The 13,790-nt window shown below is 77.5% G+C and carries 12 protein-coding genes; 4 read left to right on the forward strand and 8 right to left on the reverse strand.

Annotated elements, in window-relative coordinates; translation table 11 throughout:
* Nucleotides 1–74 precede the first annotated feature (74 nt).
* Genes GSF02_RS12965 through GSF02_RS12980 form a run of 4 tightly spaced genes read left to right on the forward strand, consistent with a single transcriptional unit; the run spans nucleotide 75 to nucleotide 5,009 of the window.
* Complete coding sequence (locus tag GSF02_RS12965; RefSeq protein ID WP_159797139.1) at nucleotides 75–1,502, forward strand: O-antigen ligase family protein; 1,428 nt, start codon at nucleotides 75–77, stop codon at nucleotides 1,500–1,502.
* The gene (locus tag GSF02_RS12970; RefSeq protein WP_159797142.1) at nucleotides 1,499–2,788 is read left to right on the forward strand and encodes a glycosyltransferase family 4 protein; all 1,290 of its coding nucleotides are present in this window, start codon (nucleotides 1,499–1,501) and stop codon (nucleotides 2,786–2,788) included. Before GSF02_RS12965 ends, GSF02_RS12970 begins: the two co-directional genes overlap by 4 nt.
* On the forward strand, nucleotides 2,785–3,792 hold the full coding sequence (locus GSF02_RS12975) for a glycosyltransferase family 4 protein (RefSeq protein ID WP_159797145.1): 1,008 nt from the start codon (nucleotides 2,785–2,787) through the stop codon (nucleotides 3,790–3,792). Before GSF02_RS12970 ends, GSF02_RS12975 begins: the two co-directional genes overlap by 4 nt.
* On the forward strand, nucleotides 3,789–5,009 hold the full coding sequence (locus GSF02_RS12980; RefSeq protein ID WP_235915545.1) for a glycosyltransferase: 1,221 nt from the start codon (nucleotides 3,789–3,791) through the stop codon (nucleotides 5,007–5,009). The genes GSF02_RS12975 and GSF02_RS12980 overlap by 4 nt, the downstream gene beginning before the upstream one ends.
* Here GSF02_RS12980 and GSF02_RS12985 read toward each other — a convergent pair.
* From GSF02_RS12985 to glmU, 8 genes are all read right to left on the reverse strand, one after another.
* A complete protein-coding gene (locus GSF02_RS12985; RefSeq protein WP_159797148.1) occupies nucleotides 4,915–6,168 on the reverse strand; it encodes a glycosyltransferase in 1,254 nt (417 codons plus the stop codon). The two genes, GSF02_RS12980 and GSF02_RS12985, sit on opposite strands and share 95 nt — an antisense overlap.
* 3 nt (nucleotides 6,169–6,171) lie before the next feature.
* Nucleotides 6,172–7,764, reverse strand: a complete 1,593-nt coding sequence (locus GSF02_RS12990; protein WP_159797150.1) for a polysaccharide biosynthesis tyrosine autokinase — start codon at nucleotides 7,762–7,764, stop codon at nucleotides 6,172–6,174.
* Between the two features lie 200 nt (nucleotides 7,765–7,964).
* On the reverse strand, nucleotides 7,965–8,561 hold the full coding sequence (locus GSF02_RS12995; protein ID WP_159797153.1) for a DUF4190 domain-containing protein: 597 nt from the start codon (nucleotides 8,559–8,561) through the stop codon (nucleotides 7,965–7,967).
* Between the two features lie 111 nt (nucleotides 8,562–8,672).
* Complete coding sequence (locus GSF02_RS13000) at nucleotides 8,673–9,371, reverse strand: DUF4190 domain-containing protein (RefSeq protein WP_159797156.1); 699 nt, start codon at nucleotides 9,369–9,371, stop codon at nucleotides 8,673–8,675.
* Between the two features lie 51 nt (nucleotides 9,372–9,422).
* Nucleotides 9,423–10,025, reverse strand: a complete 603-nt coding sequence (pth, locus tag GSF02_RS13005) for an aminoacyl-tRNA hydrolase (protein WP_159797159.1) — start codon at nucleotides 10,023–10,025, stop codon at nucleotides 9,423–9,425.
* Nucleotides 10,026–10,187: 162 nt separating this feature from the next.
* Nucleotides 10,188–10,781 carry a 50S ribosomal protein L25/general stress protein Ctc gene (locus GSF02_RS13010; RefSeq protein WP_159797162.1) on the reverse strand — a complete coding sequence of 198 codons (594 nt, stop codon included), beginning with the start codon at nucleotides 10,779–10,781 and terminating at the stop codon, nucleotides 10,188–10,190.
* 401 nt (nucleotides 10,782–11,182) lie between these two features.
* Complete coding sequence (locus GSF02_RS13015) at nucleotides 11,183–12,166, reverse strand: ribose-phosphate diphosphokinase (protein ID WP_159797165.1); 984 nt, start codon at nucleotides 12,164–12,166, stop codon at nucleotides 11,183–11,185.
* Nucleotides 12,166–13,776: a bifunctional UDP-N-acetylglucosamine diphosphorylase/glucosamine-1-phosphate N-acetyltransferase GlmU gene (gene glmU / locus GSF02_RS13020; RefSeq protein WP_159797168.1), complete on the reverse strand. Its 1,611-nt coding sequence runs from the start codon at nucleotides 13,774–13,776 to the stop codon at nucleotides 12,166–12,168. Before glmU ends, GSF02_RS13015 begins: the two co-directional genes overlap by 1 nt.
* Nucleotides 13,777–13,790 lie beyond the last annotated feature (14 nt).

Below are 13,790 nucleotides of genomic sequence, written 5' to 3' on the forward strand. Positions count from 1 at the left end.
GGCCCGGCCGCCGCGCAGGCGAGCGCGCAGGCCGCGCAGGCGCCGGAGCCCCGGCGCGCCGCCGGGGGCGGCGCATGACGGCTCTCGGCGTCCGCCACCCGGTGGCCCGCGCGCGGGAGGCGGTGGTGCGGCGCGTGCTGCGACCGGGCGTCCCGGCGGTCCTGGCGCTGGTGGCGCTCGTCGGCGTGGCCGTGCTCGTGCCGCACTCCCCCGTGCTGGCCGTCGCCGTCGCGCTGGTGCTGCTGCTGGTCGTGGTCACCCTGTTCGAGCCCGCCGTGGTGCCCGTGCTGGCGATGCCGGCGCTCATCGTGGTGCAGCGCGTGGGCGGCGACGGCCTCAACCTGTCCCTCAGCGACTTCGCCCTGGCCGCCGCGTTCTGGCCGGCGGTGCTCCTCGCGCCGCGCCCGTTCAGCCCGCCGATGCGCACGCTGCTGTGGGCGTCGGCCGGGTACCAGGCGGCGACGGCGTTCACGGTGCTGGTCAACCCGTACCTGGCCAACACCGTCGAGTGGTTCCACGCGTGGCTGTCGGTCGGCGGGGCGCTGGTGGTGGGCTGGGCCGTCGGCCGGTCGGGCCGGGCGCGCGCGGGGCTGACCCTGTTCCTCCTGGCCTGCGTGGCCGTGGCCGTGCTCGCGGCGGTGCAGGGCGTCGTGCAGCTGGCGTCCGGCAACACCGGCCCGGTGTACCTGGAGTTCCCCTACCAGATGCACAAGAACTTCATCGGCTGCCTGCTCGCCGTGGCCGCCCTGGTGGCGTACGCCCGCCCGACGTGGGTGGGCTGGCCCCGGTGGTTCGCCCTCGCCGCGTTCTGGCTCTGCGTCGCCGGCACCGCCGCGTCGCAGGCGCGCCAGGCGCTCGTCGGGCTGGCCGTGGGGGTGCTGGTGCTGGCGCTGCGCCCGGAGCCCGGCCGCCGCCGGTCCCGCGTGATCTGGCTGGCGGCGCTCCCGGCGCTGTGGTTCGTGGTGCTGGCGGTGCAGGAACAGCTGGCCTCGGACAACGAGTTCAACTCCGTCAACCAGCGGCTGCAGTGGTACGAGGACGCCCTGACCGTCTGGCGGCGCAACCCCTGGTTCGGCATGGGGCTGCGGTGGTGGACCACCGGCCGCACCGAGTTCGTCTTCCAGCCGCCCAACGCGGAGCTGGAGATGCTCTCGTCGGCGGGCCTGGTGGGGCTCGTGGGGTTCCTGCTGCTGTTCGGAGTCGGCCTCGTGGCGCTGTGGCGCACCGACCGGCGGTTCGGCACCCTGGCGTTCGTCCTGCTGCTGACGCGGTTCGTCATGGGCCAGTTCGACCTGTTCTGGGTGGCCGTGCAGGTCTCGGTGCCGTTCGTGCTCGTCGGCCTGTGCCTGGGGGCGCAGGAGCACGCGCGGACGCAGCGGCGCGACCGCGCCGCCGCGGCGGGGGCGGGCACCGCCCCGCGCGCGGCGCGGGGCACGGCCCTGGGCCTGGTCCGCACGCCGGTGGGGGCCGGCACGCCCGGGAGCGAGGGGGAGGCGCCGTGAGGATCGTGCAGGTGGCGCCCGAGGTCGGGCCCGGCAGCGGCGTCGGCGGGGTGGCCCACCACCTGGAGGCCGCGTGGCGGCGCGCCGGCGTCGAGACCGCCCGGTTCACGCTGGCCGACGCCGGCGGCGGGCGCCTGCCCGCCCCGGGCCCGGGCCTGCGGGGCCGGGCGGCGCTGGCCGCGCGCGTCGTGTGGTTCTCCACGGTGGGCAGCCTGCGGTGCGCCCGGCGGCCCGGGCGCCGCCCGGACGACGTCGTCGTCGTGCACAACGACGTGCTCGGCGGCGACGTCTACGTCAACCACGGGCTGCTGCTGGTGGCCATGCGCGCCCGCGGGGCCGCCGCCGCGCGGCTGCTGCGCAACCCGCTGCACCTGTTCACCACCGCGCGCGACGCCGTGCGCTACCGCCTGCTGCCGCCGGCCGCGATCGTCTGCCTCACCGCCGGCGAGGCGGCGGCCCTGCACCGCCTGCACCCGCGCACGCGCGGGCGCACCGCCGTCGTGCCCAACGGCGTCGACACCGACCGGTTCCGCCCGCCGACGCCGGCCGAGCGGGCGGCGGCGCGCGAGCGGGCCGGCGTGCCCGACGGGGCGCTGCACCTGGTGTTCGTGGGGCACGAGCCCGACCGCAAGGGCCTGTACCTGGCCCTCGAGGCGCTCGCGCAGCTGCCGGGCGCGCGGCTCACCGCCGTCGGCGGCACCGCCGACGTCGTGGCGGCGGTCCGCCGCCGCGCCGCGGCCCTCGGTGTGGCCGACCGCGTCGCGACGCCCGGCGTCGCCGACCCGCTGCCGTACCTGGCCGCCGCCGACGCCCTGGTGCTGCCCAGCGCGTACGAGGCCAACGCGCTCGTGGTGCTGGAGGCGCTGGCCTGCGGCGTGCCGGTGATCGGCACGCCGGTGGGCCACGCCCCGGCCGTGGTGCGCGACGGCGCCACGGGGTACCTCGTCGAGCGGTCGGCGGCCGGGGTGCTGCGCGGCGTGCGGGCGCTCGCCGCGCTCGACGAGGTTGGCCGCGAGCGGCTGCGCTCCGGCGCGCGCGCCGTGGCCCTCGAGCACACCTGGGACGCCGTGGCGGCGCGGTACCTCGAGGTGCTGGCGCGGGTGCGGCCCGACGCCGCGCTGCCGGGTGAGACACCGGCCGCTCCGGGCGTGGGGCCGGGCGCCGGCGGCGGCGCCGGTCCAGACTTCGCTGCAGGCCCCGGCCCAGACCTCGCGGTCCACGGTGCGGCAGGGGGCGCGGCCCAGGGGGAGGCGCCGGTGGCGGCGCCGGCCGAGGAGGTGCGATGAGGATCCTGCACGCGGTGCGCTCGGACGGCTTCGCCGGCGTCGAGCGGCACGTGGCCCGGCTGGCCCGAGGCCAGGCCGAGGCAGGCGAGGCCGTGGTCGTCGTGGGCGGCGAGCCGGCGGCGATGGCGCGCGAGCTCGACGGCGTGCCGCACCTGCCGGCCGCGTCCCTGCCCGACGTCGCGCAGGCCCTGCGCCGCCACGGCCGGCGCGCCGACGTCGTGCACGTGCACATGACCGCCGCCGAGGTCGCCGCGGGGCTCGCGCTGTGGTCGGCGCACCCCGCCGTCGTGACCACCCGCCACTTCGCCCGGCCGCGCGGCAGCGGGGCCGCCGGCCCGCTCGTCGCGGCGGCCGCCCGGCGCCCGCTGCGCGCCCAGATCGCGATCTCGCACTACGTCGCCCGGCACGTCGACGGGCCCACGACGGTGGTGCACCCCGGCGTCGACGTCGCGCCGCACGACCCGGCGGCCCGGGAGAAGGTGGTGCTGGTGCTGCAGCGGCTCGAGCCGGAGAAGGCCACCGACGTCGCCCTGCGCGCGTTCGCCGCCTCCGGGGTCGCCGCCGAGGGCTGGCGGCTGCGGGTCGCCGGGGCGGGCAGCCGCGAGCCGGCCCTGCGCCGGCTGGCCGAGCGGCTGCGGCTCGACGTCGAGTTCCTCGGCCACCACCGCGACGCCCCGGCGCTGCTACGCACCGCCGGCGTGCTGCTCGCGCCCTGCCCCGTCGAGGGCCTGGGGCTGAGCGTCCTGGAGGCCATGGCGCACGGCCTGCCCGTGGTGGCCGCCGACGCCGGCGGGCACACCGAGCTGCTCGGCGGGCTCGACCCGCGCGCCCTGTTCCCGGCGGGCGACTCCGACGCGGCCGCCGACCACCTGCGCCGGCTGGTCGACGACGACGTCGGGCGCGTCGCGTACGGCGAGGCGGCGGCGCGGCGACAGCGCGCGGGCTTCACCCTCGCCACGCAGGTCGCCGAGACCGGCGCCGTCTACCGGGGAGTGCTCTCGTGAGCGCCGCGCCCCGCACCCCGCACCCGCCCTGGGGGCTGCTGGTGTGCTCGCTGGAGCCGTGGGACAGCGTCTGGCGGCGCAACCAGCACCTCGTCTCGCGGCTGCTCGCCGACCCCGGCCTGCGGGTCGTCTTCGTCGAGCCGCCCGTGGACCCCCTGCACGCCCTGCACCGCGGCGCCGTGCCGCGCCTCGGGCGGGGCCTGCGCCGGCTGCCGTACGAGGAGCACGAGTTCCCGGGCGCCGACCGGCTGTGGCTCTACGAGCCCACCAAGTGGGTGCCCCGCAAGATGGCGGACGGCGGCGACCGCCGCCGCGCCCGCGCGGCGCTGCGCGCGGCGCGCAGCATCGGCGCCCCGCCCGCCGTGCTGTGGGTCAACGACATCTCGTACGCGGCCCTGCTCGACGTCACGTCGGTGCCCGTCGTCTACGACGTCACCGACGACTGGCTCGCCGCCCACCGCCCGCCCGCCGAGACGGCCCGCCTGGTCGAGGCGGAGGCGCGGCTGCTGCGCGAGGCCGCGGCGGTCACGGTCTGCTCGCCGGCGCTGCAGCGCGCCAAGGGCCGCGACCGCGCCGTCGAGCTGGTGACCAACGGCGTCGACGTGGCCGCCTACCGTGACCCGGGGCCGCGGCCCGCCGACCTGCCCGCGGGGCCCGTGGCCCTCTACGTGGGCACCCTGCACGCCGACCGGCTCGACGTCGCCCTGTGCGTGCGTACCGCCGCGGCGCTCGCCGCCGTGCGGGGGCGCCTGGTGCTGCTGGGCCCGGACGCGCTCGAGGAGGACGAGCGGCGCCGCCTGACCACGGCCGGCGTGGTGCTGCTGGGCGCCCGCCCGTTCGACACCGTGCCGGCGTACGTGACGCACGCCGACGTGCTGGTGGTCCCGCACGTGGTGGACGCGTTCACCGACAGCCTCGACCCGCTCAAGCTCTACGAGTACCGGGCCGCGGGCCGGCCCGTCGTGGCCACCCCGGTGGCCGGGTTCCGGGACACCGCCGACCCCGCGGTGCGGGCGCTGCCGGCGACCTACTTCCCCGCCGCCGTGGTCGCCGCGACGCGCGCCGAGGCGCCGCGCCGCGAGCCGCCCGCGGACCTGCCCACCTGGGAGCAGCAGGCGGCGCTCATGGCCGCCGTGCTCGGCGACGCCGCCGGTCGGCCCGCACCGCCGTCGGCCCCTCCGTCCGCGCAGCCGCGGCACGCTCCCACGCGGTCATGACGGCCTCGGCGGTGACGCCGACGCCGAAGCGCCGCAGCGCCGCCGCGTGCGCCGCGGCCGCGCGGCGGCGGGCGGCCGCCGGGTCGGCGAGGACCGCGGCGATCGCGGCGGCCAGCGCGCCGACGTCGCCGGGCGGCACGAGCAGGCCGAGCGGCTCGGCGGGCGTGCCGTCGGCCGCGGGCTCGGGACCGTCCGGGGCGAGGATCTCCGGGACCCCGCCGGCATCCGTGGCCACCACGGGCACGCCGCGCACCATCGCCTCCACCACCACCTGGCCGAACGGCTCGGGCACGGGTGAGGCGTGCACCAGCACGGTGGCGGCGTCCAGCTCCGCCGCCGGGTCGTCGACGGGCGGCACCCGCTCGACGCGGCCGGCGAGGCCGAGCCGCTCGACCTCGCGGTCCACCGCCGCGGCGTAGCCGGCGGCGCCGAACAGGGGCGCGCCCACCATCCGGAACCGCACCGTGGGGTGGGCCGGCAGCACGCGCGCCGCGGCGCGGACGAGCTCGAGCTGGCCCTTGGTGGGGCTCACCCGGCCGAGCAGCAGCACCACCGGTGCCGGCGGCTCGGCGTGACGCTCGGGCGCGTCCAGCGCCTGCGCGGGCGCGAACCCGGGGTAGGCCACCGTCAGGCCGCGGGCGCCCGGCAGCGTGGCGGCCGTCGCGGCGGAGTTGGCCACGACGCCGCGCGGCAGCCGCCGCGCCGCCGCGCGCAGCGCGAGCACCACGGGCCGCGGCAGGTAGTCGTCGGCGACGCGGTCGTGCACGTGCCACACCACCGGGCGCCGGGCCAGCAGCGCGGCGGGCGTGCCCAGCACGTGCGACTTGAGCGTCGTCGTCACCACGAGGTCCGGCGAGCGCCGCCGCACGTGCAGCGCCAGCCGCGCGACGAGCGGCACCAGCCGCACCGCCTGGCGGGCCCCGGCGCCGCCCACCACCGCGGTGCGCGCCGTGCGCGCCGCCTCGGCGTCCAGCGGCAGCACGTCCACGGGCACGCCGGCGGCCGCGAGGCGCGCGGCGAGCGGGCCGTGCTCCAGCAGCAGCACCGTGACCTGCACCCGCGCCGGGTCGACGGCGGCGAGCAGCCGCTCCAGCGCCAGCTCGGCGCCGGAGGCCTGGGCGGAGTGCCCGACGACGAGGACGCGCAGCGGGCCGCCCACGGCTCAGGCCGTGCGGCGGACCGGCTGCGACACCGTCGGCAGCGGGTCGGGCTGCCCCGCCGCCTCGGCAGCCTCGTCGTCCGCGACGCGGCCGAGCGGCGCGCCGACGCCCGTGCGGGCCTCGGCGTCGTCGCCCTGGGGCTGCGCGGGGGTGCTGTCGGCGTCGCCGTAGGTGGCGGCGTACTCCGTGCGCCGGCTGCCGGCCCGCCCGGCGACCACCACGCCCAGCAGCGGCACGCCGTTGGTGCGCAGCCGCTCGGCGGCCTGCGTCAGCACGACCCGGTCGGTGCCGGCGGCGTCCGCCACGAGCACGACGCCGGAGGTGTAGGCCCCGAGGATGGCGGCGTCCGCGGCGGCGAGCACCGGCGGTGCGTCGACGACGACGATGTCCGCGGCGCGGCTGAGCCGCTGGACGAGGTCCTGCGCCGCCTCGGTGGCGAGGAAGTCGGCGGGGTCGAGCTCGACGTCGGGCATCGGGCAGACCTCAAGGTGCGGCACCCGGGTGGGGCGCAGCTCGCCGCGCGCGCCCGACCAGCCCTCCGGCGGCGGCAGCATGTCCTCGATCTGCGGGCGCCTCATGTCGCCCGCGAGCACCACCGTGCGGCGCCCGGACAGGGCGAACGACACCGCGAGGTTCGCCGCGACGAACGCGCGCGGCGCGCGCGGGTCGGCCGCCGAGACGACCACGGCGACGTGGGGCCGGTGCCCCAGGCCCACCTGGACGGCGGTGCGCAGCTCGCGCACCGACTCGGTGAACGGCGTCGCCAGCCGGGTCGCCACGGGCATGCGCCCCTCGCGCGCGCTGCGCATCGCCCGGCGCACGCCGGACAGCTCGGCCAGCACCGGCGCCTGGGTCAGCTCGGCCGCCTGCGCCGCCGACCGCACCCGGGTGTCCAGGCCGTGCCGCAGCAGCGCCGCGCCGACGCCGGCGAGCAGCCCCGCGAGCAGGGCCGCGGCCAGCACGGTGGTCCGGCCGGGCGCCTGCGCCTCGGCGGCCTGCGCCGGGGCGACGACCTGGCCCGGGGTCACCAGCGACAGGAACGCCGTGCGCGTGCCGGTCAGCGCGGTCAGCTGCGCCCCGCCGGCCTCGTCGAGGGCCGTGGCCACCGGGTCGTCCGCCTGGCCGCGCAGCGTGGCGCGGGCCGAGCGCACCTGCTCGCTCACGGCGTCGATCTGCTCGTCGAGCGCCTCCACCTGCCGCTCGATCACGGCGGGCAGCTCGTCGGCGTAGGCCTGCGCGACGGCGTTCGCGGTCGCGACCGAGCGCTCCGCGTCGGGCGTGACCGCCATGACCGCCATGCGGCGCGAGCCGGAGTCGTAGGTGGCCGACAGGCCCGCGGCGGACAGCTCCGGCACACCGAGCTGCTCGGCCGCGCGGGCCAGCACCGGCTCGGACGTCACGGTGGCGGGCGACCCGTCCGGCGTCACGGTCTCGGTGCCCGACGTGGCCTCGCCCAGCTCGACGACGGCCGTGGCGCGGTAGTCCACGATCTGCCGGTCGGTGTACACCCACGCGACGGCCACCACGACGAGCAGCGCGGCGAGCGCGTACCCGCGGCCCGACCAGATCACGTGGAGAAGCTCGCGCAGCGTCATCCGGCCTCCCCCGGTCCCGCGCCATCGGACGGCGCGGCTCCGCCAGACTAGGGCGGCGCAGCGCCGCCCCGGGAAGGGGCCGCGGGGTAACTCACCCGGGTGAATCGGCGGTCTCGCGGGCCGCCGACGGGGTGTCCGCGCAGGCCAGAGGGGGTGTGATGGTCGCCGAGGCGGGCGGCGTCCGCCGTCGCGGCGCCCGCTCAGCCCGCGGCGGGCAGGCCCTGGCGCAGCTGCTCGGGCACGAGGTCCGCGGGGAGGCGGTCGACGACGTCCTGGCAGGCGGCCAGGTCACCCGCCTGGCACTGCTCGCCCAGGCCGCCGAGCTCCTGCACCTGCGCGGCGGTGCCGAGCCACTCGGCGACCTCGCCGAGGGAGACGCCGTCGGTCAGGGGCGCCAGCAGCAGGTCCGGGACGGAGTAGTCGGTCTGCGCCAGCTCGTTCACCTGCGCCAGGCCGCGCTCGACGTCGTCGCCCACCGTGCTCCACAGCCAGACCCCGGCCACGACCACGAGCGCCGTGACGACCACCTGGATCGAGCCGAGCGTGATGCCGGTCGCCGCCATCCCGCGGCCCTGGGTGCCGCGGCGGCGCGTGCGGTCGAGCCCGATGCCGCCGAGCACGATCGCCAGCACCCCGACGAGCGGCACGACGATGCCGAGCAGCCCCGTCAGGAGGGACCCCACGGCGGTCGGCTCGGTGCGCCGGCGGGCCGGCACGGCCCCGGCGTGGGCGGGCTCGGGTTCGTACGCGGGCCTGGCCGGCGGGAAGGCGGGACGGCGGTCGGGCTCGAGGCTCATGGGGCTCCTGGATCGTGCGTCGCGCGGGCGCGGCGGGCGGTCGGTCTCGGCTCCGTCTCGACGGAGCGTCGATGGTAGCGGCCGCCCCCGGTCGCGCCACAACGCCGCCGGTCAGACCCCCAGCGCGGTCGTCAGCGCCCCGTAGTCGTACCGGTACATGCCGTCGCCGACCTGGAAGGCGACGACCAGCAGGACGATCGCGAGCACGGCGAGGACCACCCCGACGGCGCCGAGCACGATGCCGGCGATGGCGAGCCCGCGGCCGTCCTGGCCGGACTGCCGGATCCGGGTCAGCGCGACGATGCCGAGCACGATCGCCACGACGCCGAGGCCGAGGATCCCGGTCACGAGGGAGGCGATCGCGAACCCGTCGGTGCCGCGCGGCTGCTGGTACCCGCCGTACGGCGTCCCGTAGGGCGTGCCGCCGGAGGGCCCGGCCGGCGGGGCGGCCGGCGGCTGGCCGTACGGCTGCTGACCGTAGGGCTGCTGCTCGTACGGCTGCTGGCCGTAGGGCTGCTGGCCGTAGGGCTGCTGCTCGTACGGCTGCTGACCGTAGGGCTGCTGCTCGTACGGCTGCTGGCCGTACGGCTGCTGACCGTAGGGCTGCTGCTCGTACGGCTGCTGGCCGTAGGGCGGCTGGGCGGCGGCGGGCGGCGGCGCGCCCGCCGGGTCCCAGCGCGGCGACGGCGGCGCCTCGTGGCCGGTGGTCTCCGGCCCGCCGGCGCCCCGGCCAGCCGGGTCCTCGCCGGAGCGCGGGTCGTCGGCCCCGTCGGGCGGGTCCGGCACGGCGTACGGGTCCTCGCGGCTCATGAGGGCACAGTAGGCGCGCCGCGCGCCGGCGTCATCGGCTGGCGCGGGTGGTCATGCCTTCGTGTGGTAGCGCCCCTGGGCGGCGAGCAGGCCGGCGGTGAGCACCATCTCGACGGCGTCGGCGGCGTCGTCGACGAGCATCGGCAGGTCCTTCTTCTCCGTCGCCGTGAAGTCCTTCAGGACGAAGTCGGCGGTGTCCATGCGCCCCGGCGGGCGTCCCACGCCGACGCGCACGCGCACGTAGTCCTTGGTGCCCAGCGCCTTGGAGATGTCCCGCAGGCCGTTGTGGCCGCCCTCGCCCCCGCCGGTCTTCAGCTTGATCGTGTCGAACGGGATGTCCACCTCGTCGTGCACCACGAGCACCTGCTCCGGCTCGACGCCGTAGTACTTCGCCAGCCCCGAGACCGGGCCGCCGGAGGTGTTCATGTACGTGGTGGGCTTGGCCAGCACGACGCGGGGGCCGGGACGCCCGCCCGGGAGCACGCCGAGGCGCCCCTCGGCGACCACCGCCTGCGCGCGGGCGTGCCGCGAGAACCGCGCGCCGACGCGCTCGGCGAGCAGGTCGAGCACCATCTGGCCCACGTTGTGCCGGTTGCCGGCGTACTGGGCTCCGGGGTTGCCGAGCCCGACGACGAGCCAGGGCGTGTCGGTCATAGGTCTCCTCGATCAGGTGCGCCGGGGCGTGCCGGCCGGTCTGCTTCCGGGGCGGTGACGCGCCGAGGCGCCCGGTCCGTCACGGTACCGGGCGCCTCGGCGCAGAGCTGGTGGTCCGGCGGGAGGCCGGACGCGCGGCGGGACGGGCCCGCCGCCGGGAGGTCACTCCGCGGCGGTCTCGCCCTCGGCCTCGGCGCCCTCCGCCTCGGCGGCGGCCTCGCCGCGCGGCTCGGCGATGGTGACGACGATGTGCTCCGGGTCGACGACGAGCGTCGCGCCCTGCGGGAGCTTGACGTCGCCGGCGGTGACCGTCGCGCCGGCCTCGAGGCCGGTGATGTCGACGTCGACCGACTCGGGCAGGTGCGTGGCCTCGGCCTCGAGGGAGAGCGTCTGCGCCTCGACGAGGTGGATCGTGCCGGGGGCCGACTCGCCCACGACGTTGACCGTCACGTCGACGGCGACCTTCTCGCCCTGCTTCACGGCGAGCAGGTCGATGTGCTCGATGAAGCCGCGGATCGGGTCGCGCTGGACGTCCTTGGCGATGGCCAGGTGCGACTCGCCCTCGAGCTCGATCGCGAACAGGGCGTTCGAGTGGCGCAGGGCCAGCATCGACTCGTGGCCCGGCAGGGTGATGTGCACCGGCTGCGTGCCGTGGCCGTACAGGACGGCGGGGATCTTGTCCTCGCGGCGGATGCGGCGGGCGGCACCCTTGCCGAACTGGGTGCGGGCCTCGGCGACAAGCTTGATCTCGGCCATGGAACAACTCCTACGGGTCGCGTGGTGTGCCGCTGGCAGCACCAGCGGAAGGTCTCGGGGGCGGCTGCGTCGGCGTGGGACCCATGACGGACGCGCGCGACTCACGGGGACGCGCGCTCACGCGCGTCACGACCGCCCAGTCGATCACGGATCTCGACGGAACCACGAGGCCCGTCCTACGTCCCTCGCCGAGGCAACCGGACTACTGTACCCGGCCTCGCGGGGTCCGGGAAACGTCGGGGTCCCGGGCACCGCCGGCGCCGCCGGGGGCGCCCGCCGAGGGACGCCCGCCGAGGGACGCCCGCCGGGGGCGCCCGCCGGCGGGCGCACGGCGAGGGGCCCGCCGGCGCTGCGCCGTCGGGCCCCTCGTCACGCTCCTCGCGCCGCGGCGCGGGCGGGCGTCAGCTGTTGCCGTCGAACAGCGAGGTGACCGAGCCGTCGTCGAACACCTCGCGGATGGCGCGGGCCAGCAGCGGCGCGATCGACAGCACGGTGAGCTGCGGGAACCGGCGGTCGCTGGCGATCGGCAGCGTGTCGGTGATCACGACCTCGGAGGCGCCGCACTCGGACAGGCGCTGCGCCGCGGGGTGCGACAGCACGCCGTGCGTGGCGGCCACGATGACCGACTTGGCGCCGGCGTCCATGATCACCTTCACGGCCTCGGCGATCGTGCCGCCGGTGTCGATGAGGTCGTCGACCAGCACGCACTCCTTGCCGGCGACGTCGCCGACGACGCGGTTGGCCACCGACTTGTTGGGGCGGGTGACGTCGCGGGTCTTGTGGACGAACGCCAGCGGCCCGCCGCCCAGCTTGGCGGCCCACTGCTCGGCCACGCGGATGCGGCCGGCGTCGGGCGAGACCACGGTGACGTTGCCGGTGTCGACGCGCGTGCGCACGTAGTCGGTGAGCACCGGCATGGCCCACAGGTGGTCCACGGGGCCGTCGAAGAAGCCCTGGATCTGCGGGGTGTGCAGGTCCACGCTCATGATCCGGTCCGCCCCGGCGGTCTTGAGCAGGTCGGCCACCAGGCGGGCCGAGATCGGCTCGCGGCCGCGGCTCTTCTTGTCCTGGCGGGCGTAGGCGAAGAACGGGGCCACCACGGTGACGCTCTTGGCCGAGGCGCGCTTGGCGGCGTCGACCATGAGCAGCTGCTCCATGAGCCACTGGTTGACCGGCGCGGTGTGCGACTGCAGCAGGAAGATGTCCGTGCCGCGCACCGACTCCCCGAACCGCACGTACGTCTCGCTGTTCGCGAAGTCGTACGCGGAGACCGGCAGCAGGGCGATGCCGAGCTCGTCGGCGACCGCCTGGGCCAGGTCCGGGTGGGCGCGCCCGCTGGCCAGGACCAGGTTGCGCTCGCCGGAACCGTGGATCGAGTTGTTCATCAGTGCGTGCTTCCTTCGGGGGCGGCGTCGGCGGCAGGGGCAGGAGCGGGGTCGGACGGGTCGGCGGTCGGGTCGCCGGTCGGGTCGCCGGTCGCGGCGGCGCGGGCGCGCGCGGCGGCCTCGGCGGCGGGGGTGCCGGGGCGCTTGCGCTCCACCCATCCCTCGACGTTGCGCTGCGGCGAGCGGCTCACCCCGAGCGCGCCCGGGGGCACGTCGCGGGTGATCACGGAGCCCGCACCGGTGTAGGCGCCGTCGCCCACGGTCACGGGCGCGACCAGCATGTTGTCGCCGCCGACCTTCACGTGCGAGCCGATCACGGTGCGGTGCTTGGCCACGCCGTCGTAGTTGAGCGTCACGGTGGCGGCGCCCACGTTGGAGCCCTCGCCGATCGTGGCGTCGCCGATGTACGACAGGTGCGGCACCTTGGAGCCCGCGCCGATCTCGGAGTTCTTGGTCTCGACGAACGTGCCGAGCTTGCCCTTCGCGCCGAGCACCGTGCCGGGGCGCAGCGAGGCGAACGGGCCGACGCTCGCGCCCTCGCCGATCACCGACAGCACGGCGTGCGTGCGCACCACCGTGGCGCCGGCGCCGACCTCGACGTCGGTCAGCGTGGTGTCCGGGCCCACCGTGGCGCCCTCGGCCACCGTGGTCGCGCCGTGCAGCTGGGTGCCGGGCAGCAGCGTGACGTCGGGCGCGAGCTCGACGTCGACGTCCACCCACGTGGTGGCCGGGTCCACGACGGTGACGCCGTCGAGCATCCAGCGCTCGAGGATGCGGCGGTTCATCTCCTTGCCGAGCACCGACAGCGCGAGGCGGTCGTTGGTGCCCTCGACCGCCATCGGGTCGTCGGTGATGACCGCGCGGACGGCGCGGCCCTCGGCGCGGGCGAACGCGACGACGTCGGTCAGGTACATCTCGCCCTGGGCGTTGTCCGTGCCGAGCGAGGCGAGGCCGCGGCGCAGCACGTCGGCGTCGAACACGAAGATCGACGTGTTGATCTCGCGGATCTCGCGCTGGGCGTCGGTGGCGTCCTTGTGCTCCACGATGGCCAGCACGTCGCCCGTGCCGTCCTCGCGGACGATCCGGCCGTACCCGGTGGCGTCGGCCACCACGGTGGTCAGCACCGTCACGGCGTTGCCGTCGGCGACGTGCGCGGCCACGAGCTGGCCCAGCGTCCCGCCGTCGAGCAGCGGCACGTCGCTGGCGGTGACCACGACGGGTCCCTCCAGGCGGCCGCGGGCGTCGAGCGCCTCGATCGCGCACTGCGCGGCGCGGCCGGTGCCCGGCACCTCGTCCTGGTCGACGACGACCGCCGCGGCGTCGACCCGCTCGACCTCGGCCGCGACGAGGTCGCGGCCGTGGCGCACGACGACGGCGAGGGTCTGCGGGTCCAGGGACCGCCCGGCGACCATCGCGTGGCCCAGGAGGCTGCGGCCGCCCACGGCGTGCAGCACCTTGGGCCGCGACGACCGCATGCGGGTGCCCTGGCCGGCCGCCAGGACGACGACCGCGGCGGGCCGCGGGGCGGGTGCGTCGGGACGCGACGCGGCGTGGTCGGCGGACCGGCCCGCCGGTGTGCTCGAGCCTGTCGAGACCACGAGTGCTCCCATCTCTCCTCGGGTGC

The sequence above is a fragment of the Puerhibacterium puerhi genome, from assembly GCF_009846865.1.
In the GTDB taxonomy this organism is placed as follows: Bacteria; Actinomycetota; Actinomycetes; order Actinomycetales; family Cellulomonadaceae; genus Puerhibacterium; species Puerhibacterium puerhi.

What these genes read in the sequence shown, in the direction of transcription:
- GSF02_RS12965 (WP_159797139.1), top strand. Translation starts at nt 75, where the DNA reads ATGACGGCTCTCGGCGTCCGCCACCCGGTGGCCCGCGCGCGGGAGGCG.
- GSF02_RS12975 (WP_159797145.1), top strand. Translation starts at nt 2,785, where the DNA reads ATGAGGATCCTGCACGCGGTGCGCTCGGACGGCTTCGCCGGCGTCGAG.
- GSF02_RS12990 (WP_159797150.1), bottom strand. Translation starts at nt 7,764, where the DNA reads ATGACGCTGCGCGAGCTTCTCCACGTGATCTGGTCGGGCCGCGGGTAC.
- GSF02_RS12995 (WP_159797153.1), bottom strand. Translation starts at nt 8,561, where the DNA reads ATGAGCCTCGAGCCCGACCGCCGTCCCGCCTTCCCGCCGGCCAGGCCC.
- GSF02_RS13000 (WP_159797156.1), bottom strand. Translation starts at nt 9,371, where the DNA reads ATGAGCCGCGAGGACCCGTACGCCGTGCCGGACCCGCCCGACGGGGCC.
- pth (WP_159797159.1), bottom strand. Translation starts at nt 10,025, where the DNA reads ATGACCGACACGCCCTGGCTCGTCGTCGGGCTCGGCAACCCCGGAGCC.
- GSF02_RS13010 (WP_159797162.1), bottom strand. Translation starts at nt 10,781, where the DNA reads ATGGCCGAGATCAAGCTTGTCGCCGAGGCCCGCACCCAGTTCGGCAAG.
- GSF02_RS13015 (WP_159797165.1), bottom strand. Translation starts at nt 12,166, where the DNA reads ATGAACAACTCGATCCACGGTTCCGGCGAGCGCAACCTGGTCCTGGCC.
- glmU (WP_159797168.1), bottom strand. Translation starts at nt 13,776, where the DNA reads ATGGGAGCACTCGTGGTCTCGACAGGCTCGAGCACACCGGCGGGCCGG.